This is a genomic window from Methylobacterium sp. UNCCL125 (genome assembly GCF_900116795.1).
Taxonomy (GTDB): domain Bacteria; phylum Pseudomonadota; class Alphaproteobacteria; order Rhizobiales; family Beijerinckiaceae; genus Methylobacterium; species Methylobacterium fujisawaense.
The window spans coordinates 96,371-114,820 of sequence record NZ_FPBW01000009.1; the positions used below are offsets into that span (position 1 = coordinate 96,371).

The 18,450-nt window shown below is 69.9% G+C and carries 16 protein-coding genes; 8 read left to right on the forward strand and 8 right to left on the reverse strand.

The window, feature by feature from the left end:
• The first annotated feature begins 92 nt into the window (after positions 1-92).
• Positions 93-947, forward strand: coding sequence for a LysR family transcriptional regulator (locus BM396_RS10895; protein WP_043380005.1), 855 nt, complete (start codon positions 93-95; stop codon positions 945-947).
• A 72-nt stretch (positions 948-1,019) separates the two neighbouring features.
• On the opposite strand, the gene BM396_RS10900 is transcribed toward BM396_RS10895, so the two are convergent.
• Positions 1,020-1,700 (reverse strand): hypothetical protein, encoded by a 681-nt coding sequence (locus BM396_RS10900; protein ID WP_043353219.1) that lies wholly within the window; start codon positions 1,698-1,700, stop codon positions 1,020-1,022.
• Positions 1,701-2,495: 795 nt separating this feature from the next.
• Here BM396_RS10900 and BM396_RS10905 point away from each other — a divergent pair.
• On the forward strand, positions 2,496-3,560 hold the full coding sequence (locus BM396_RS10905) for a WcbI family polysaccharide biosynthesis putative acetyltransferase (protein WP_043353222.1): 1,065 nt from the start codon (positions 2,496-2,498) through the stop codon (positions 3,558-3,560).
• Positions 3,561-3,640: 80 nt separating this feature from the next.
• Positions 3,641-4,669, forward strand: coding sequence for an alpha/beta fold hydrolase (locus BM396_RS10910; protein WP_043380007.1), 1,029 nt, complete (start codon positions 3,641-3,643; stop codon positions 4,667-4,669).
• Here BM396_RS10910 and BM396_RS10915 read toward each other — a convergent pair.
• Positions 4,638-5,372 carry a dihydrofolate reductase family protein gene (locus tag BM396_RS10915; RefSeq protein WP_043380009.1) on the reverse strand — a complete coding sequence of 245 codons (735 nt, stop codon included), beginning with the start codon at positions 5,370-5,372 and terminating at the stop codon, positions 4,638-4,640. The genes BM396_RS10910 and BM396_RS10915 overlap by 32 nt on opposite strands.
• A gap of 187 nt (positions 5,373-5,559) precedes the next feature.
• On the opposite strand from BM396_RS10915, the gene BM396_RS10920 reads away from it, so the two are divergent.
• The 4 genes from BM396_RS10920 to BM396_RS10935 are packed head-to-tail and all read left to right on the forward strand — an operon-like array spanning position 5,560 to position 9,606.
• Positions 5,560-5,997: a GlcG/HbpS family heme-binding protein gene (locus tag BM396_RS10920; protein ID WP_043380013.1), complete on the forward strand. Its 438-nt coding sequence runs from the start codon at positions 5,560-5,562 to the stop codon at positions 5,995-5,997.
• A gap of 2 nt (positions 5,998-5,999) precedes the next feature.
• Complete coding sequence (locus BM396_RS10925) at positions 6,000-7,586, forward strand: peptide ABC transporter substrate-binding protein (protein WP_043380015.1); 1,587 nt, start codon at positions 6,000-6,002, stop codon at positions 7,584-7,586.
• On the forward strand, positions 7,583-8,506 hold the full coding sequence (locus BM396_RS10930) for an ABC transporter permease (RefSeq protein ID WP_043353232.1): 924 nt from the start codon (positions 7,583-7,585) through the stop codon (positions 8,504-8,506). Before BM396_RS10925 ends, BM396_RS10930 begins: the two co-directional genes overlap by 4 nt.
• Positions 8,473-9,606, forward strand: a complete 1,134-nt coding sequence (locus BM396_RS10935; RefSeq protein WP_081948577.1) for an ABC transporter permease — start codon at positions 8,473-8,475, stop codon at positions 9,604-9,606. Before BM396_RS10930 ends, BM396_RS10935 begins: the two co-directional genes overlap by 34 nt.
• A 25-nt stretch (positions 9,607-9,631) precedes the next feature.
• On the opposite strand, the gene BM396_RS10940 is transcribed toward BM396_RS10935, so the two are convergent.
• From BM396_RS10940 to ugpC, 6 genes are all read right to left on the reverse strand, one after another.
• Positions 9,632-10,588, reverse strand: a complete 957-nt coding sequence (locus BM396_RS10940) for a D-2-hydroxyacid dehydrogenase family protein (protein WP_170861851.1) — start codon at positions 10,586-10,588, stop codon at positions 9,632-9,634.
• A 239-nt stretch (positions 10,589-10,827) separates the two neighbouring features.
• The gene (locus tag BM396_RS10945; protein WP_043380016.1) at positions 10,828-12,456 is read right to left on the reverse strand and encodes a dihydroxyacetone kinase subunit DhaK; all 1,629 of its coding nucleotides are present in this window, start codon (positions 12,454-12,456) and stop codon (positions 10,828-10,830) included.
• A 132-nt stretch (positions 12,457-12,588) separates the two neighbouring features.
• On the reverse strand, positions 12,589-13,476 hold the full coding sequence (locus BM396_RS10950; protein WP_043353258.1) for a carbohydrate ABC transporter permease: 888 nt from the start codon (positions 13,474-13,476) through the stop codon (positions 12,589-12,591).
• Positions 13,477-13,523: 47 nt separating this feature from the next.
• Entirely contained in the window at positions 13,524-14,480 is a 957-nt protein-coding gene (locus BM396_RS10955; RefSeq protein WP_043353236.1) for a carbohydrate ABC transporter permease, read from the reverse strand.
• A 23-nt stretch (positions 14,481-14,503) separates the two neighbouring features.
• Positions 14,504-15,811: an ABC transporter substrate-binding protein gene (locus tag BM396_RS10960; RefSeq protein WP_043353238.1), complete on the reverse strand. Its 1,308-nt coding sequence runs from the start codon at positions 15,809-15,811 to the stop codon at positions 14,504-14,506.
• A 70-nt stretch (positions 15,812-15,881) separates the two neighbouring features.
• The gene (ugpC, locus tag BM396_RS10965; protein WP_043380019.1) at positions 15,882-16,943 is read right to left on the reverse strand and encodes an ABC transporter ATP-binding protein; all 1,062 of its coding nucleotides are present in this window, start codon (positions 16,941-16,943) and stop codon (positions 15,882-15,884) included.
• 300 nt (positions 16,944-17,243) lie between these two features.
• Between ugpC and BM396_RS10970 the strand changes: the two genes are divergently transcribed.
• Positions 17,244-18,437, forward strand: coding sequence for a fumarylacetoacetate hydrolase family protein (locus tag BM396_RS10970; RefSeq protein ID WP_043380021.1), 1,194 nt, complete (start codon positions 17,244-17,246; stop codon positions 18,435-18,437).
• Positions 18,438-18,450 lie beyond the last annotated feature (13 nt).

Genomic DNA, 18,450 nt, shown 5'->3' on the forward strand with positions numbered 1-18,450 from the left:
CGGTCCTGCACCCGGGTCCAGCCGCGCCATGCTAGGACCGCCGCGGACGGCAGAAAAGCTTATCGTTCTGAACCGAGAGTTCAGAGGTTCTTATGGCTCACAGCCTCGACATCGATCTCCTGCGCAGCTTCGCCGCGGTGGCGGAGACCGGCGCCCTGAGCCGGGCGGCGGAGCGGGTCAGCCGCAGTCAGGCTGCCCTCAGCATGCAGATGAAGCGCCTGGAGGATCTCGTCGCGCAGCCGCTTCTGCGGCGGACGGGGCGCGGGGTCTCCCTGACGGTGCAGGGGGAGCGCCTTCTAATTCATGCGCGCCGGATCCTGTCCGCGCACGACGACGCCCTGGCTGAATTGTCCGGACGGAGTCTCACCGGCACGCTGCGGATCGGCTGTCCGGACGATTATGCGCAGGCGTTCCTGCCGGCCCTGCTGCGCGGCTTCGCACCCCGACACCCCGCGGCGGCGATCGCGGTGGTCTGCGCCGCGACGCCCCGTCTGGAGGAGCGATGGCAACGCGGTGGACTGGATCTGGCGCTGGTTTCCGTTGCCCGCTCGGCCGAGGGGGAGATCCTCCGGCACGAGGATCTCGTCTGGGTCGCACCGCGCGGTGCGCCCGCGGCTTGGCCCGACCCGCTGCCGCTCGCCCTCGGCGATCCCGATACCCTCGATCATCGGGCGGCGCGGGCCGCCCTCGACAAGGCGGGGCGCCCATACCGGATCGCCTACGCGAGCGGCAGCCTATCGGGCCTGCTGGCCGTGACGCGCTCCGAGCAGGCCGTGGCGGTCCTGACCCGCGCCGCGGTCCCGCCCGATCTGCGCATCCTGACCCGCAGCAGCGGATTGCCGGCGCTGCCGCGCATCGGTCTGACGATCCGCCTGGATGAAGCGCATGCCACTCCGCTCACGCGGGCCTTCGCCGCCCATGTCCGGTCCGTTCTGCCGGCGCTCTGAGCCCGCGATCGATCGGCGAGGGAAAGCCGATCGACCACGACGGTGAAGCCCAGCGCCGCCGCATGCCAGGATCTACGCTTCGTCACCGGATTTCGGCCAGAATACAACGATGTCGTCGTTGTCGACATCGATCCAATTGAAGTGCGTCTTCGGGTTGTCCTGACTGATGCTCTCGAAATGCGCGCTGTTGCACAGAACGTAGACCTCCCGCTCCGGCCCATGGAAGCCGATATCGATCTCCAACTGGCGAAGGGCCGAGCGGAGGTCCGTATCGGACAGGTGCGCGCCCCGGAATTTCCGGCCAGCCACGTCCGGAAAGGCCGCGCTCCAGGCTGCCATGACCCGGGGATTGTCATACTGAACGACCGTGTCGGTTCCCACGACGCGGGATGGGCTGTGATCCAGCCGGACATCCTCGCTCCAGTTGCGGTTGGCGGCGCCGATCGTCTTCGTCGTTTCCGGAGAGACGACAGGCGTCGTCGCCGTGACCGTCGCCATGGCCGCCGCGGCAATCTGGCTGCCGCGCCGATCCGGCGGATCGAACGGCATGGCGTCGATCGCCCGGATCTGGGTTTCGGCCAGCGCGAAGACGGCGCCGGCCGCCTCCGGCGAGAGCGTGTAGATGGACCGGGGATCCGGTGCAGCCGAGACGGCGGCCGGCGCCGTCTTCGCTGTCGTCAGCCCGAGTTCTTCGGCGTGGTTCGCTTTCTGGGTGGCAGCCGTGACGGCAGCCAGGGGAGGTATGTAATCCATCGCGCGGTCTCCATCTCATCGAGCCGATGCGCTCCCATCGCCGCTCAACGTGAGCGGCGTGCCTCAGCGTGCTGCGCCGGCAGACAGACGTGCCGGCGGTACAGCGGGCGAATGCCGTCCGGACCGGCAACCGGCGCGGCGACGCCCGGCAAGGCCGGGCCGAGCTGCGGTGTCGCCGCGCGGCGCGACCAAGCGCGTCAGCGGTCGCGCCTGCCGGGTCATGCCGTAGGCGGCCGGCTGCGCAGAGCGGGCCTGTTCAGAACTGGACGCGCCGGTCCGTGATGCCGGTTAGGCGGAGTGGCGGGGATGCAAGCGGGAAACGCCTCGGCTCTCGGGCGCCACGCGGCCCTCATGACCACCGGCACCCCATCCGCGAGCTTCATGCTCCGTTAATTCTTACGTGCACTCAAACACTTGAAGGTGTCAAGTCTATTCCGGCCGTGCCCGCGCCTTTCCACGGTGTCGGCGACGATGTGCGAAGACAATAGGCCTGTAACGCAACAGAGTTTTCTATTTTTATACTGAAACATGTAGTGGATGACACGCAGTTTTTGGCGGTCATGCCAAGGCATGCCCCATCATGCCATGAGCCGTCCCGATTCACAGGATGCGTGGTGCGCCTGTGCCGTGGACACCCGGTGGATGCCATGCGGCGGTCAGCGGCCCGGTGATCGGGCGACCCGGTGGCCGGGGGCGACGGTGCCCTTCGTCCGGCAAACGCCGCCGATTCCCACGTCCGATGGGCGGTCGAAGGCTGCGTTTGCCCGCAGCCCGCGGACATGCGAGAGAGGCCGAATGTTGACCGTCGATAGCCTCTGGCGCGCGCGGCACCGGCTCGCGCAGTTCGGGAAGAAGCGGACCGGATCGCCGCGCATCCTCGTGATCGGCGTCTGCCAAGCGGGGTCCATCGCCAAGACGATGCGCTACCTGCTGCCCGAGGCGCGGGTGGATTTCGTTTCGGCCTTTACGGCGGCCCGCCGGTTCCCGCGTCTCGCGGACCTGATGGCGCATGCGGACGGCTACGACCACGTCTTCAGCAGCATCTACCTGCCCCGGTTCAAGGGCGGCGGCACGATCGACACGCTGCGGACGCACCCGAAGGTGCGGTTGATCCCCACCATCGTGTTCAGCGCCTATCATCCGGATCTCGTCCATGTGGGCGTGCAGGATTCCGTCACGCTCAACGGCCTGATCTCGGGGCCGATGGGGCATTCGCACTCGGCGATCACGCTGTTCGCCTACCTCTCCGGATTCTCGCAGGCGCAGGCGCTGCGCCTGTTCTCCGAGCCGGTCTTCGAGCGCCTCGGGTATTTCAATCTCTGGGACGAGTCGGTTTCGTATCTGCGCGGGCTCGGCGTCCAGGCGGGGTACGATCTGGACACGCACCTCACGCGCTGGGCGCGCCGGGGCTGCTTCATGCACTCGATCAACCACACGAAGCTCTACGTCGTCGCCGACCTCGCCCGGGGCCTGCTGACCCGGGCCGGCGTCCCGTTCGAGGAATGCGATCTCGACGCGTTCCTTCCGGACGATCTCGGCGGTCAGGGCAGCTGGCCGGTCTATCCGGAGATCGCCCAGCATTACGGCGTGCCCGGCAGCGCTCTGTTCTTCAAGGCGGAGACGCGCCGGTCCGGTCCCGCGCGCACGATGAGCCGGGCCGAGTTCGTCGCCGCCTCCTACGCGAATTACGACCGGCGCGAGCGCAAGCTTCTGATCTCGCAGCGTGTCCAGGGCTGGCTCACCGACCCGCCGACGGTGGATTTCCTGCGTGAGGCCGCGGGGCGCGACGCGGCGCCGGCGCGGTCGGAGAGCCGGGCCCCGGCCCTGAGCGCCGGCAGCCTCGCCGGACACGCGTCTTAAGGTTCGGGCGGGCACTTCCCATCGGTCCCGGCGTTGTCGCGCACGGCCCGCGGCTGCGGGATGGACGTCGAGGTGGTTCGATGGGCTCTCAGTCCCGGCACAGCGCCGGTCGCTTCGCGGCCGCGGCGGCCCTGACGCTCGTCGGCTCGGCCGCGGCCCTGGCCGGCTGGAGCGGGCTCGCGGTGAACCGGCGGATGCGCCTGCCGCCCGCCCTGCCGGGGCGGCACGAACGGCTCCGGACCCGACGCGCCGGCGAGATCTCGCTCTACGGATCGACCGAGGCCGAGGGCGTGCCGCTCCTGCTGATCCATTCCATCAACGCCGCGGCCAACGCCTATGAGGTGCGGCCGCTCTATCTGCGCTACCGCGGCACGCGGCCTGTCTACGCCCTGGACCTGCCGGGTTTCGGCTTCTCGGAACGGTCGCGCCGCCGTTACACGCCGCGGCTGATGGTTGAAGCGATCCACGCCGCGGTCGATGAGATCCGGCACCGGCACGGCGGCTGGGCGATCGATGCCCTGGCTGTCTCGCTGTCGGCCTCGTACCTCGCGCGGGCCAGCCTGGAACGGTCGGATGCCTATCGCAGCCTCGCGCTGATCAGCCCGACGGGATTCGATGGGCGGCTCTCGGGGGACGGTCCCCCGGACGGCCATCGCGGCCGGGACTGGCTACGCGACGCCCTCGACCGGCCGCCCCTGGGCCGGCCGCTGTTCGATGCCCTGGTCACGCGGCCGAGCATGCGCTTCTTCCTGCAGAAGACCTTCGGCTCGTCCGCCATCGACGGGGGTCTGCTCGCCTACGATTACGCGTCGGCGCACCAGCCCGGTGCCGAGCACGCCCCCTGGTGCTTCATCGCCGGTCACCTGTTCCCCACCGACGCGACGCGTCTCTACGAGCGCCTGCGCCTCCCGGTCTGGATGGTGCACGGCACGCGCGGCGACTTCGTCGATTACCGGCTGGCGCCGCGGGTCGCCGACCGGCCCAACTGGCGCGTCGAGACCCTGCCGACCGGCGCATTCCCGCATTTCGAGCAGCCGGCGGCGGTCGCGGCCGGCTACGACGCGTTCCTGGCGAGCATCATCCGGCTGCCGGCGGCTCGACCGGCGTGATCCGGTAGCGCAGCCACACCACGCCGTCGGAAAGGCGCTCGCAGGCCGTCAGGTCGAGCTTGCGGCGGCTGCCCATCGTGTCCGCCTCCTCGCCGGCGAAGTCGAACACCGCGGGCGTCCCGGTCAGGCCATCGACGGCGGGCACCAGGAGCAGGCTCAGTTCGTCGATGATCCCGGCTTTCAGCATCGAGCCGTTGATGTGGCCGCCGCCCTCGACGAGGAGCCGCTCGATCCCGAACAGGGTGCGCAGCTTCGCCGCCGCCAGGGCGAAGTCGACGGTCCGCTCGCCCGCGAACAGGTAGGACTGGCTGCCGGCCCGGAGCGCGCGCAGATGCGAATCTGGCACGGATTCGGTGAGCACCACCACCACATGGTCCCCCTCGATCGTATTGCGCGCGCCCCAATCCAGACGTCCGCGCGCGTCGAGGGCCACGGCGTAGCCCGGCGCGTCGCGGCGGGCGACATGATCCGTCCGCGGGACCGGAACGCCGTCGTCCCGGATCGGCTCGGGCAACGGATCGGCGCTGTCGGCATAGCCCTGCATCGTCACCCGCCCGCACATCCACGCATCGCCCTTAAGCTCGCCGTGGACGCGCTCGTAATGGCTGTCGGCATCCAGCGTTTTCCAGCGGCGCACCTTGATCCGGCCGTCGACCGACGAGGTCATGTGACAGATCACGTACGGGCGTTCGGCGGATGCCATGGACGATCCTCGTTCAGCGCGCCGGGGCTCTCCCCCCGCGAACACCCGCGAAACTAGGCGGATCGTCCCTTCGGCCCAGGGCGGCGCGCGGGATCGAACGCCGCAGCGATCCGCGTCTGTGGACCCGGCGCGCCCCGGTCCGTAAGAATGCGGCGGCCGCCGGGAGCGGCGTCCGTATTGGATTCCAATGATCGACCTGACCCTCGAGGCCGCCCGCACCATCGTCGACACCGCCCTGCGGGAGGCACGGACACTGACGCTCAAGCCTCTGGCCGTCGTCGTCTACGATGCCCGCGGCGCCCTCAAGGCGGCCGCGGTCGAGGACGGGACCTCCCTGCGCCGGGCCGAGATCGCGAGCGGCAAGGCCAACGGCGCGCTGGCGCTGGGTCTCGGCTCCCGGGCGATCCACGCGCGGGCGGAGCAGCAGCCCTATTTCGTCGCCGCCGTGACCCATCTCGCCGGCCCCGCCGCCCTCGTGCCGGTGCCCGGCGGCGTGCTGATCCGGTCCGGTGAGGGACGGCTCCTCGGCGCGGTCGGCATTTCCGGCGACACCTCCGACAACGACGAGATCTGCGCGGTGGCCGGCATCGAAGCCGCCGGCCTGAAGCCGGAAACCGGCGCCTGATCATGCGCCTGCGTCGGCGCGACTGGCTGGCCGGCGCGATGGCCCTCTCGGCCGTGCCGCCCGCCCGCGCGGCCGAGGCGCTCTACCGCCGCGGCAACGACGCCGATCCCGAGACCCTCGACCCGCACCGCTCGTCCACGGTCGCGGAGGCGCATATCCTGCGCGACCTCGGCGATGGGCTGCTCACCTACGACAATTGCGGCGCCATCATCCCGGGCGCCGCACGCGCCTGGACCGTCTCGGACGACGGCGCGACCCTGCATTTCGACCTGCGGCCCGACGGTCGCTGGTCGAATGGCGAGCCGGTCACCGCGGCGGATTTCGTCTACTCGCTCCGCCGGATGCTCGATCCGGCCACGGCGGCGAAATACGCTGAGATCCTGTTCCCGATCCGCAACGCCGCCGCCGTGAACCGCGGCGAGAAGCCGGCCGACGCCCTGGGCGTGGTCGCGGAGGCGCCGCTGCGGCTCGCGATCACCCTGGAACAGCCGACGCCCTACATCCTGGAACTCCTCACCCATCAGACCGCCCTGCCGGTCCACCGCGCCTCGGTCGAACGCTACGGCGACAGTTTCACCCGGCCGGGAAACCTCGTGACGAATGGGCCCTATCGGCTCGCCGACCGCGTGCCGGGCGGCGCCATCACGCTGGAGGCCAACCCGCACCATCCGGATGCGGCGAGCCTCGCGATCCGCCGGGTCGCCTTCCTGCCGACGCCCGACATCGCATCGGCCGTGCGCCGCTACGCCGCCGGCGAGATCGACTCGCTCTCCGACCTGCCCGTCGACCAGATCGCCGACCTGCGTCGCCGCTTCGGAACGCAGGTGGTGCTCGGACCCTTGCTGGGACTGGCGGCGCTGGTGGTGAACACCCGCAAGGCGCCGTTCTCGGACAGGCGCGTCCGACAGGCGCTGTCGCTCGTGATCGACCGGGAATACTTGGCCGACGGGCTTAACAGCGGCACCATGAGTCCCGCCTATTCCCTGTGTCCGCCCGGCCTCGACAATTACCGGACGCCGCCCGAAACCGAGGGCCGCCGCAGCCTGCCGATCGACCACGAGGCGGAGGCGCGCCGACTGCTCGCCGAAGCGGGCTTCGGCCCGGACCGCCCGCTCACCCTGGAGTACCGGTTCAACATCAGCGACAACAACCGCACCGTCGCGGTGGCGCTCGGCGACATGTGGCGCGATCTCGGGATCAGGACCCGCTTCGTCTACACCGACGCCAAGACGCATTTCGCCCATCTGCGCGACGGCGGCGATTTCGACGTCGCGCGCATGAGCTGGCTCGCCGACTATTCAGACCCGCAGAACTTCCTGTTCCTGCTCCAGACCGGAAATGACGGCATGAATGCCGGCCATTGGTCGGATGCCGCCTACGACACCCTGATGGCGCAGGCGGCCGCCGAGCGCGACCTCACCCGACGGGCCGGCCTGCTCTACGACGCGGAGGCCATCGCCCTGCGCGAACTGCCCTGGATCCCGCTGATGCATTACCGCTCCAAGGCGCTGATCGCGCCGCGGCTGCACGGCTACCATCCGAACCTGCGCAACGCCGCGCCGACGCGGTTCCTGAGGCTCGACGCGTGATCCGCTTCATCCTGCGCCGCCTCCTGCAGGCGGTGCCGACGCTGCTCGCCGTGGTGACCGTCAGCTTCTTCTTGATGCGGCTGGCCCCGGGCGGACCGTTCGACCTGGAGCGGCCGCTGGCGCCCGCCGCCATGGAGAACCTGCGCCGGGTCTACGGCCTCGACCGGCCGCTCGTCGCGCAGTTCGGCAGCTATCTCGCGGCGCTGGTGCGGGGCGACCTGGGCCCCTCCTTCTCGTTCCGCGACCAGAGCGTCCTCGATCTGATCGCCCGGGGCCTCCCGGTCTCCGCGACGCTGGGCGCCCTCGCCCTCGTGCTGGCCACCGCGCTCGGCGTCGGGCTCGGGATCGCGGCGGCGCTCCGGCGCGGCGGCGTCATCGATCGGCTCCTCGGCGTCGGTGCGGCCCTGACCCTCTCGCTGCCGAGCTTCGTGGTCGCGCCCCTGCTCCAGATCGCCTTCGGGCTGACGCTGCGCTGGCTGCCGCTGGGAGGCTGGAACGACGGCGCCCCGAGCCACCTGGTCCTGCCGGTCGTGACGCTGGCCCTGCCGCAGGTCGGTGCCCTGGCCCGGCTGACCCGGACCTCGCTGGCCGAGACCCTGCGGACGCAGCCGGTCCGCACCATGCGCAGCCTCGGCCTGCCGCCGGCCCGCGTCACCCGCCACGCCTTGCGGGGCGCGCTCCTCCCGGTTGTGGCCTATCTCGGGCCGCTGGCCGCGTCCCTGCTCACCGGCTCGGTGGTGGTGGAGACGATCTTCGGCCTGCCGGGGATCGGCCGCTACTTCGTCGAGGGCGCGCTCAACCGGGACTACACGCTGGTGATGGGCACGGTGCTGCTGGTCGCCGGACTGGTCATCGCCCTCAACCTCGCCGCCGACCTCGCCTGCGCATGGCTCGACCCGCGCCTCCGGGCGGCGTCGTGACCATCACCGCCGCGGCTCCGGGGCCGGCCCGGCGCGCCGTTCTCCGCTTCGCCCGGGAACGCACCGCCATGGCGGCCCTCGCCGTGCTGATCCTGATCGCCCTCGCCTGCCTGATCGGTCAGGGGCTCACCGGCCACGATCCCGAGCGCGCCTATCCGGACCTGCGTCAGCTCCCGGCCGGCCTCACCGCACAGCCCGATGCCGAGCATCTCCGGCCGGCGCTTGAGCGCCTCGCCTTCCGGATGCGGGTCCGGCTCGACGCAGTCGCGCGCGATGGCGACACGCTGCGGCTCACCCTCGGGTCCGACGCGGGCGTCGATCGGCGCAGTCTGGCCTACCTGCCGCGCTCGGCGCTCTTCGGATCCCCCGACATCCTGGACGAGCGCGACGGCGGTCGGAGCCTCGTCGTCGTGGTGCCGATCCGGCGCCTGCACTTCCTCCTCGGCACCGACATCCAGGGCCGCGACCTGCTGACCCGCTGCCTCGTCGCCGGCCGGATCTCGCTGGCGATCGGGCTCGCCGCCAGCCTCGTCGCCCTGCTCATCGGCGTCGCCTACGGTGCCACGGCGGGTTTCATCGGGGGCGCCGTCGATGCCGTGATGATGCGCGGCGTCGACGTGCTGTACGCCCTCCCCTTCGTGTTCTTCGTGATCCTCCTGCTGGTGTTCTTCCGCCCGAGCCTGCTGCTCATGCTGGTGGCGATCGCCGCGGTGGAATGGCTCGACATGGCCCGGGTGGTGCGCGCCGTGACCCTGTCGCTGCGCGAGCGCGATTTCGTCCGCGCCGCACGGGCGCTCGGCCTCGGGACACCCCGCATCATCCTCCGGCACATCGTGCCCAACACCCTCGGTCCGGTGGCGGTGACCGCCACGCTGCTGGTGCCGCAGGTGATCCTGCTGGAGAGTTTCCTGTCCTTCCTCGGGCTCGGGGTGCAGGAGCCGCAGACGAGCTGGGGCGTCCTGATCGCCGAAGGCGCCCGTTCCATCGAGGGGGCGCCCCACATGCTCGCGGCCCCGGCCGCCTTCCTGATCGCGACCCTGGTGGCCCTCAACCTGATCGGCGACGGCCTCGCGGATGCGCTGGACCCCCGCGGAGACTGATGCCGCGGTCGGCGGCTTCCTCGACTCAGCCCAGCTGCCGGATCGGGGCACCGGCGAGCCAGGCTTCGATGTCCTCGACGGCCTGGGTGAAGAACGTCCGGTAATTGTTGCGCGACACGTAGCCGAGATGCGGCAATGCCAGCACGTTCGGCAGGCGGCGGAACGGGCTGTCGGCTGGCAGCGGCTCGGTCTCGAAGACGTCGAGGCCCGCGCCGGCGATCCAGCCCTCGTCCAGGGCCCGCACCAGGGCGTCCTGATCGATGATCGGCGCCCGTGAGGTGTTCACGAGGAACGCGTCGCGCCGCATGCGGCGCAACTCGGCCGGCCCCAGGAGGCCGCGCGTCCGATCGCCCAGCACGAGGTGGATCGTGACGACATCGCTCGCCTCCAGCAGCGCCTCCTTCGAGGCTGCCCGCTCGACCCCCGCGGCGGCCGCGCGGGCCTCATCGAGGTTCGGGCTCCAAGCGATCACCCGCATGCCGAAGGATCGCCCGATCTGGGCCACCCGCGTCCCGATCTTGCCGAGCCCGAGAATGCCGAGGGTGGCGCCCGCGAGATCGGTTCCGATCGTGCTCTGCCAGGGCCCCCCCTCGCGCATGGCCCGGCCCTCAGACGCCACGTGACGCGCCAGTCCAAGGATCAGCGCCCAGGTCAGCTCCGTCGGCGGCGTCGGACTCGAATCCGTGCCGCAGACGACCACGTTGCGCGCCCGGGCGGCCGCAAGGTCGATCGCGAGGTTGCGCATGCCGCTGGTGACGAGCAGCTGAAGCCGGGGCAGCCGCTCCAGCAGGGCTGCGGGGAACGGCGTGCGCTCCCGCATGATCACAAGAATCTCCGCCTGCGCGATCCGCGCCACGAGGGCATCCGCATCCGGAATGTGCTCGGCGATGGCCGAGACGGCGACGTGATCGGCGAGGCGCGTCCAGTCTGCGAGCGCGAGGGCTGCCTGCTGGTAATCGTCGAGGATGAGGCAGGTGCGCATGGCGATGGGGTAGGCCTCGGTGGGCAGAGCGTCAACGAAGTCCGATCGATGACACGACGTCGGCTCTTCGAAACTGCGGTGCGGTCAAGCGAGCCCGTCACGCCACGACCGCGCCGTCCAGCCCGGAGCCCGGGATCGACCAGGCCTTCGGGGCGGACGGCCAGTATGAGAGATCCCCCCTCTGTCGGGGCTCTCCCGACATTCGGCCGGCGGGATCGCGGAGGAGACGCGGACGGCTCCTAGGCCTCGGCCAATGCTGTGAACGCCACCGCGACGCCGGCGGCGCCGGGATCCTCAACACCGACGAGATCGCCCATAGCCAGGTAGCTCGAGCGGCCGGCGCCGGCGCGGGTCATGCGGGCCGTGGCTTCGGCACCGGCTCGGGCCGCCGCAGCGGCGGCGGTCAGATCTCCACTCCCCAGGGCCTCGACGGCGGGAATCAGCGCGTCGAGCAGGGTGCGGTCGCCGGCCTGAGCGCCGCCATGGCTCTGGACGCGCGCGACGCCCTGCCCGAGCGCCGTGGGCCATGCGGCCCCGTCGGCAAGGGCCGAGGCCGTCGCGGCGAAGAAGATCGAGCCGAGCACACCGCTCGATCCGCCGACGGCGCGGCCGATCCGCTCGGCCAGGGCCCGGCACAGGGCGGCCGGATCGGCCAGCGGCAGTCGGTCGAACTCAGCCCGTACGGCGCGCGCGGCCCCCGCGAAGGTCGTCCCAGCATCGCCATCGCCGACCTTGGCGTCGAGACCGTTGAGGGTCTCCTCAGCCTCGATCAGCGCCTTTGTGACGGCAGCGATGCGAGCCCCCGTGACGGCGTCGTGCGACGGCGTGAAGGTCTCACCCGCAAGCCCCTCCGGCACCGGCCGTAGGATCGGCGGCGCGATCCGGACTGCCGCCGGCCAGGCCGCGACCGGCACGGGCTCCGACAGGGCCCGCTCCAGCGCATCGTCGAGCGGGAGGACCGACAGCGAGGCGCCGTGCATGTCCAGCGCCGTCATCAGCGGCGCCGGACCGAGCAGCAGACGGACGCGCCGGCCCAGATCGGTGGCGAGCACCGCCCGCGTGAGAATCTGCATCTCCAGGGCTGAGGCGGAGCCGAGATTGTTCACGAGGAGGGCCAGACGGTCGGCGCCCGCGATCGCCCGCGAAAGCCTGTCGGCCATCATGTGGGCGAGATCGCTGGCCCTCGGCAGGGTGATGCGTTCCACGCCCGGCTCCCCGTGGATGCCGAGGCCGAGCTCGGCCTGACCCTCCGCCAATCGCTCGCTGCGCGGCGAACCGGGGATCGTGCAGGTCGAGACTGCGATGCCGAGCGACTTCGCCGCTTCGGCTGCCCGGCGGGCGAGCGCCGCAACGGTTTCGAGCGATTCCCCGGCTTCCGCAGCATGACCCGCCGCCTTGTGGACGAACAGCGTTCCGGCGACGCCGCGCGGCTGCTTGGCGTCCGGCAGGGCGATGTCGTCGGCGACGATCACGGTCTCGACCTTATGGCCCAGCGCCCGGGCCCGCTCGGCGGCGAGACCGAAATTCAGCCGGTCGCCCGCATAGTTCTTGATGACGAGCAGGCAGCCGGCCGGTCCCGTCACCGCGAGGATCCCGGCCAGCACCGCGTCGACGCTCGGCGAGGCGAAGACGTCCCCGCAGACGGCCGCGCTCAGCAGACCCGGCCCGACGAAACCGGCATGGGCCGGCTCGTGACCGGAGCCGCCACCGGAAACCACAGCGACCTTTCCGGGCTCCGGTACGGCGCGCAGGATCACGCGGATCCCAGGATCGCCCTCGAGCCGCGCAAGGCGCCCGCCGCTGGCTGCCAGCAGGCCGTCGAGGGCGTCGTTGACCAGGGTTGCGCGGGCGTCGATGACATGGGCCATGGCGTGACCTTCGATGGGGCGGTCACCGATTCTGGGTCGGCGGATCCGCACGCAGTGTCGGCGCAATCCGGTCGCCCAGGCAACGGCCTCGTCACGCCGTTCGCGATGATGGAGGCGTCGAGCCGGCCTCCGTCACTCCTTCACGGCGCCTGTGAGCGCCGACACGTAGTACTCGACGAAGAACGAGTAGAGGATCACCAGCGGGAGCGAGCCGAGCAGCGCGCCGGCCATCAGCGAACCCCACTTGTAGACGTCGCCGTCCACGAACTCGCTCACGACGGCGATGGGCACCGTCTTGTTCTGTGTCGAGGACAGGAAGGTCAGCGCATAGATGAACTCGTTCCAGCACAGCGTCAGAGAGAAGATGCCGGCCGAGATCAGCCCCGGGAAGGCCAGCGGCAGGATGATCTTGGTGAGGATCTGCCACCGGCTGGCGCCGTCCATCAGCGCGCATTCCTCCAGCTCGTACGGGATGGTCTTGAAGTAGCCCATCAGGAGCCACGTCGAGAACGGGATCAGGATCGTCGGGTAGGCGAGGATGAGGGCGATCGGCGAGTCGAACAACCCGTAGGCCTGCACGATCGTGGCCAGGGGGATGAACAGGATCGAGGGCGGCACGAGGTAGGCGAGGAAGATCGCCGCGCCGACCCAGCCCGCGCCCCGGTAGCGCACGCGGACGCAGGCATAGGCGGCGAGCACGCTGGCGAACAGCGACAGCACGGTCGCCGCCACCGACACGTACATCGTGTTCCAGAGCCAGCGCGGATACTGCGTCTCGAACAGCAGCTTGTGGATGTGCTTGAACGTCGGATCCACGACCCAGAACGGGTTGAACCGCTCCATGTCGATCAGCTGCTCGTCCGGTTTGATGGCCGTCAGCGCCATCCAGTAGAACGGGAACAGCAGCACGGCGAGGATGACGAGGAGCGGCAGGTAGGTGGTCACGAGCCGCCGGGGCAGGCGCTCGAGATAGGCCATCCCCTCCGAATTGTCGGTGAGCCCGGCCGGCCGCGCCTCCATCACGGGGGCGAGGTGCGGGTCGACGTGGGCGGGCGGTGCGGGCGCGCTCATCGGTCGGACTCCCCGGCCTGCCAAGCCCGGCGCTGCAGGCCGAACCACGAGATTCCGATGGCCGCGAGCAGGAACGGCACCATGGCGGTGGCGATGGCGGCGCCCTCCCCCAGGGTCCCCGAGAGGATGCCCCGCTGGTACGAGAGCGTCGCCATCAGGTGCGTGGCATTGACCGGTCCGCCGCGGGTCATGGCCCAGATCAGCTGGAAATCGGTGAAGGTGAACAGCACCGAGAAGGTCATCACCACGGCGATGATCGGTGTCAGCAGCGGAAGCGTGATCCGCGAGAAGATCTGCCAGTTCGAGGCGCCGTCGAGGGTCGCGGCCTCGTAGAGGGACGGCGAGACCGTCTGCAGGCCGGCGAGCAGCGTGATGGCGATGAACGGCACGCCCCGCCAGATATTGGCGAAGATCACGCAGGCTCGCGCCATCGCCGGATCACCGAGGAAGTCGATGTTGCCGTCGATGACGCCGAGATGGCGCAACGACCAGGAAATGATCGAGAACTGACTGTCGAAGATCCACCAGAACGCGATGGCCGAGAGCACGGTGGGAACGACGAACGGGATCAGCACGATCGAGCGGATGATCGCCTTGAACGGCATGTTCTTGTTGAGCAGCAGGGCGAGATAGAGCCCGATGCCGAACTTCACCACCGAGGCCACCGCCGTGTAGAGGCAGGTGTTGAACACCGAGAGCCAGAAGACGTCGTCGTCCCAGAGCCACGCGTAGTTCTCCAGGCCGATGAACACGCCCTCGCGGCCGATCCGCGCGTTGGTGAAGGACAGCCAGATGCCCTTCAGCAGCGGATAGGCTAGGAACAGGCCGAGGATCAGCGCCGTCGGCAGCATGAACCAGAAGCCCGCCCAGCCGCGGCTCGCGCGCAGGCGCTGCCAGCCCGAGCGGATCGGGACAGCGACTGGCGCCGGCTCTGTCAGTGCGGAATGCGCCATGGTCTCGCCTCCGGCAGCCGCGCTCAGGTGTTCCGGAAGATGCGGGTCGCTGCGCGTTCGGCGTTCTTGATCGCGCCCTTCACGTCCTCACGGCCGGTGCAGTGGCTCGCGAACATGTCGACGATCACGAAGTCGGCGAGCACCGCGGCGATGCGCTCGCTGACCGGTGCGAGGCCGCCAGCCGCGAGGGAGCGCCGGCCGGCCTCGGCGAAGACCGCGTTCTTCGGGTCGCTAGTCCAGATCGGGTTCTTGGGGTAGTTCGACAGCGGCTCGCACAGGTAGCCCTGCGCCGCTTCGAGCCAGGGATTGTAGTTCGCTGCCTCCATCATGAAGCTGATGAAGGCCTTACAGGCGTTCGGCACCTTCGAGTATTTGAAGGCCAGGATCGGGAAGGCGAGCTGGAACTCGGTGGGCTTGCCGGCGGGGCCGATCGGCCAGACGGCGTGGTCCATGTCCTCGGCGAGCTTCGGGTTGTCCTTCTTGGCCGCGGCGTAGATCGAGATGCCGTTGTTGGTGAGGTACAGGTCGCCGGCGAGGAACGCCTTGTTGTTCGACGAGTCGTTCCACGACACCGTGCCGGGCACGAAGGTCTCGTAGAGGGATTTGACGTATTCCAGCGCCTTGGCGGTCTCGGGCGAGTTGATCACGATCTTCTCGTTGGCGTCCACGAGGTTGGCGCCGTGGGACCAGAGGGCCCAGTGGCACCACGTGTTGCCGTCGCCCGTGGCGTGACCCAGCGCGAAGCCCGCCGGCGTGTTGTTCTTCTTCAGGCCCCGACAGAGTTCGAGGAATCCGGCCGTGTCGGTGGGGAACTTGTCGAAACCGGCCTTCTTCATCGCTGAGATGCGGTAGTTCGGATAGCCGCCGTTGAAGGCGACGGGGATCGCGATCCACTTGCCCTTGACCTTGCCGTAGGCCTCCGCCGACGGGAACCAGGGCCCGTATTTCTTGGCGAGCGCGTCCGCCACGTCCTCCAGCGGCAGGCACTTGTCGGGGAAGAGTGCCGGGAACGAGAACAGGCCCCAGACCATGTCGGGGCCCTGTCCGGTATTGGCGGCCACCGATGCCTTGGGCTGGATGTCGTCGAAGGATTCGTTGGTCACCGTGACCTTGACGCCCGTCGCCTTGGTGAAGGCGTCGACCATCTTCATGAACGCCTCGTCCTCGCTCGGAACGAAGCGCTTCCAGCGCAGGAGCGACAGACTGGCGCCGGGCTCGGGCTTCCACTCGGTGCTCTGCGCCCAGGCCCGGGCGAAGCCGAGGAGGTCGCCGCCGGCGAGGCCGGTCGCGGCGGCACCGGCGAGGAGGGAACGGCGGTCGAGAACGGGCATCGGTCTTCTCCCTCAGTGAATCTGCTTCAGGTGCGCGCCGCGCGCGCGCCCGCATCGGCCCCGATGCAGGTCAGTTCGGCAGGCGACGGCCGGTCTCGGCGTCGAAGAAATGCACGCGGTTCGGACGCAGGGAGACGGTCTCGCCCGGCCGCTCGCGCACGCGCTCGCGCAGCACGCAGGTGAGCTCCTGGCCGAGGGCCCGGACCGCCAGCATGGTCTCGGATCCGGTCGGCTCCACGACCACCACCTCGGCGGCGATCCCGTCGGATGCGAGGTCGAAATGCTCGGGCCGGACGCCCAGGATGAGGGGGCGCCCCTCGACGCCGGAGGGGGCGTCGGCAAGCGGGATCGTCAGGCCGGTCTCGGTGGTGAAGGTGAGACGTCCGTTCGCCCGGACCTTCCCGGGCACGAAATTCATGGCCGGCGAGCCGATGAAGCCCGCGACGAACAGGTTGTCGGGCCGGTCGTAGAGTTCGAGGGGCGGCCCGATCTGCTCCACGACCCCGTCGTGCATCACCACGATCCGGTCGGCCATGGTCATCGCCTCGATCTGGTCGTGGGTGACGTAGATGGTCGTCGTCTTCAGGCGCTGGTGCAGCTCCTTGATCTCGGTGCGCATCGCCACGCGCAGCTTGGCGTCGAGATTCGAGAGCGGCTCGTCGAACAGGAACACCTGCGGGTCGCGCACGATCGCCCTGCCCATGGCGACGCGCTGGCGCTGGCCGCCGGAGAGCTGGCGCGGGTAACGGTCGAGCAGGTGGGTGAGACCGAGGATCTGCGCCGCCTTGTTCACGCGCAGGTCGATCTCGGAGGCCGCGGCCTTCCGGATCCGCATCGAGAACGCCATGTTCTCGCGGACCGTGAGATGCGGGTAGAGTGCGTAATTCTGGAACACCATGGCGATGTCCCGCTCTTTCGGCGGAACATCATTCACGACGCGCTCGCCGATCCGGATTTCGCCGCCGGAGATATTTTCCAGCCCGGCGATCATCCGCAGAAGCGTCGATTTTCCGCACCCCGACGGACCGACCAGGATCACGAATTCCCCGTCCCGGATGTCCACGGACACGCCGTGCAGGACGTTCGTCGACCCGAAAGCCTTGCGAACCTCGCGGATTCCCACCGAGGCCATGCTTCCTCCCGATCAAGGCCGCTCTATCGGCGGCTCTAGGGCGGCAGTACAAAGGAGGGGCCGGGGGAAAGCAAGCGGGGACCTGGGTAAAGCTACAGATAATCTTCGTTCTGTCAGGCGGCGCGATCTGTACCCGTGACGAGGTCGCCGTGGTGAAACCAACCGTCGCGTCTCGGCGCGCCGGGGATGGTATGGGACCGCGATCCGGTCTCGCTGCCGGCAGGCCGATCCGGAATCGTGGCACCGAACCCCCGTCGCAGCGGGCTGCCCGGTTCCCGGACATCCGAGAGAGGTGAGCGCATGTCGTCATCGGGTCTGACTGCACGGGAGATCCTCCCCGCCGACGGATGCCGTGGCGCGCTCGTGGGCCGGGTCTGGCGTCCCGATGCGGCCGGGCCGAGCGTCGTGGCGATCCGCGCCGATTCCGTGGGTGAGGCTCGCGTCGTCGACATCACCGCGGCCTTCCCGACGGTCAGCGACCTGTGCGAGGCGCGCGACCCGGAATCGGCCCTGCGCGGCGCGGCGGGCGAGGATCTCGGAGGCCTGGACGCCATCTTGGCGAACACGCCGCCGGATGACCGCGACCCGGCCCGGCCCTGGCTCCTCGCACCGGTGGATCTGCAGGCGCTTAAGGCGGCCGGCGTGACCTTCGCTACCTCCATGCTGGAGCGGGTCATCGAGGAGCGCGCCCGGGGCGATCTCGCCGCCGCTGCGGCGATCCGTGCCGAGGTCGAGCGCTTGGTCGGCCACGACCTGCGTCGGCTGAAGCCCGGATCGCCCGAGGCCACGGCGCTCAAGGCGGTGCTGGTCGCGCAAGGGGCCTGGAGCCAGTATCTCGAGGTCGGCATCGGCCCCGATGCCGAGATCTTCACCAAGGCACAGCCGCTCTCGGCGGTGGGGTGCGGCGCGGATGCGGGCCTGCACCCGGATTCGCGCTGGAACAATCCCGAACCCGAAGTGGCCCTCGCCATCGCCTCCGACCAGCGAATCGTCGGCGCGACCCTCGCCAACGACGTGAATCTGCGCGACTTCGAAGGGCGATCGGCGCTGCTCCTCGGCAAAGCCAAGGACAACAACGCCTCCTGCGCCGTCGGCCCGTTCCTCCGCCTGTTCGACGACACGTTCGGTCTCGACGATGTCCGCCGGACCACGGTGACCCTCGAAGTCTCCGGGACGGATGGCTTCCGGCTTGAGGGCACCTCGCCGCTCGCCGAGATCAGCCGCGATCCGGAGGAACTCGCGGAGGCGCTCATGGGGCGCACGCACAATTACCCGGATGGGGCCCTGCTCCTCCTCGGCACGATGTTCGCGCCGATCCAGGACCGGCACGGGCCCGGCCTCGGCTTCACCCATGCCGAGGGCGACCGCGTCGTGGTGGCGAGCCCGGAGCTCGGCAGCCTCGTCAACCGCATGCGCCCCTGCGATGCCTGCGAGCCCTGGACGTTCGGCGCCCGCGCACTGATGCGAAACCTCGCGGCGCGGAAGATTCTATGAGAGAGCGTCGCGC

What these genes read in the sequence shown, in the direction of transcription:
- BM396_RS10895 (WP_043380005.1), top strand. Translation starts at nt 93, where the DNA reads ATGGCTCACAGCCTCGACATCGATCTCCTGCGCAGCTTCGCCGCGGTG.
- BM396_RS10900 (WP_043353219.1), bottom strand. Translation starts at nt 1,700, where the DNA reads ATGGATTACATACCTCCCCTGGCTGCCGTCACGGCTGCCACCCAGAAA.
- BM396_RS10905 (WP_043353222.1), top strand. Translation starts at nt 2,496, where the DNA reads ATGTTGACCGTCGATAGCCTCTGGCGCGCGCGGCACCGGCTCGCGCAG.
- BM396_RS10910 (WP_043380007.1), top strand. Translation starts at nt 3,641, where the DNA reads ATGGGCTCTCAGTCCCGGCACAGCGCCGGTCGCTTCGCGGCCGCGGCG.
- BM396_RS10915 (WP_043380009.1), bottom strand. Translation starts at nt 5,372, where the DNA reads ATGGCATCCGCCGAACGCCCGTACGTGATCTGTCACATGACCTCGTCG.
- BM396_RS10920 (WP_043380013.1), top strand. Translation starts at nt 5,560, where the DNA reads ATGATCGACCTGACCCTCGAGGCCGCCCGCACCATCGTCGACACCGCC.
- BM396_RS10925 (WP_043380015.1), top strand. Translation starts at nt 6,000, where the DNA reads ATGCGCCTGCGTCGGCGCGACTGGCTGGCCGGCGCGATGGCCCTCTCG.
- BM396_RS10935 (WP_081948577.1), top strand. Translation starts at nt 8,473, where the DNA reads ATGGCTCGACCCGCGCCTCCGGGCGGCGTCGTGACCATCACCGCCGCG.
- BM396_RS10940 (WP_170861851.1), bottom strand. Translation starts at nt 10,588, where the DNA reads ATGCGCACCTGCCTCATCCTCGACGATTACCAGCAGGCAGCCCTCGCG.
- BM396_RS10945 (WP_043380016.1), bottom strand. Translation starts at nt 12,456, where the DNA reads ATGGCCCATGTCATCGACGCCCGCGCAACCCTGGTCAACGACGCCCTC.
- BM396_RS10950 (WP_043353258.1), bottom strand. Translation starts at nt 13,476, where the DNA reads ATGGAGGCGCGGCCGGCCGGGCTCACCGACAATTCGGAGGGGATGGCC.
- BM396_RS10955 (WP_043353236.1), bottom strand. Translation starts at nt 14,480, where the DNA reads ATGGCGCATTCCGCACTGACAGAGCCGGCGCCAGTCGCTGTCCCGATC.
- BM396_RS10960 (WP_043353238.1), bottom strand. Translation starts at nt 15,811, where the DNA reads ATGCCCGTTCTCGACCGCCGTTCCCTCCTCGCCGGTGCCGCCGCGACC.
- ugpC (WP_043380019.1), bottom strand. Translation starts at nt 16,943, where the DNA reads ATGGCCTCGGTGGGAATCCGCGAGGTTCGCAAGGCTTTCGGGTCGACG.
- BM396_RS10970 (WP_043380021.1), top strand. Translation starts at nt 17,244, where the DNA reads ATGTCGTCATCGGGTCTGACTGCACGGGAGATCCTCCCCGCCGACGGA.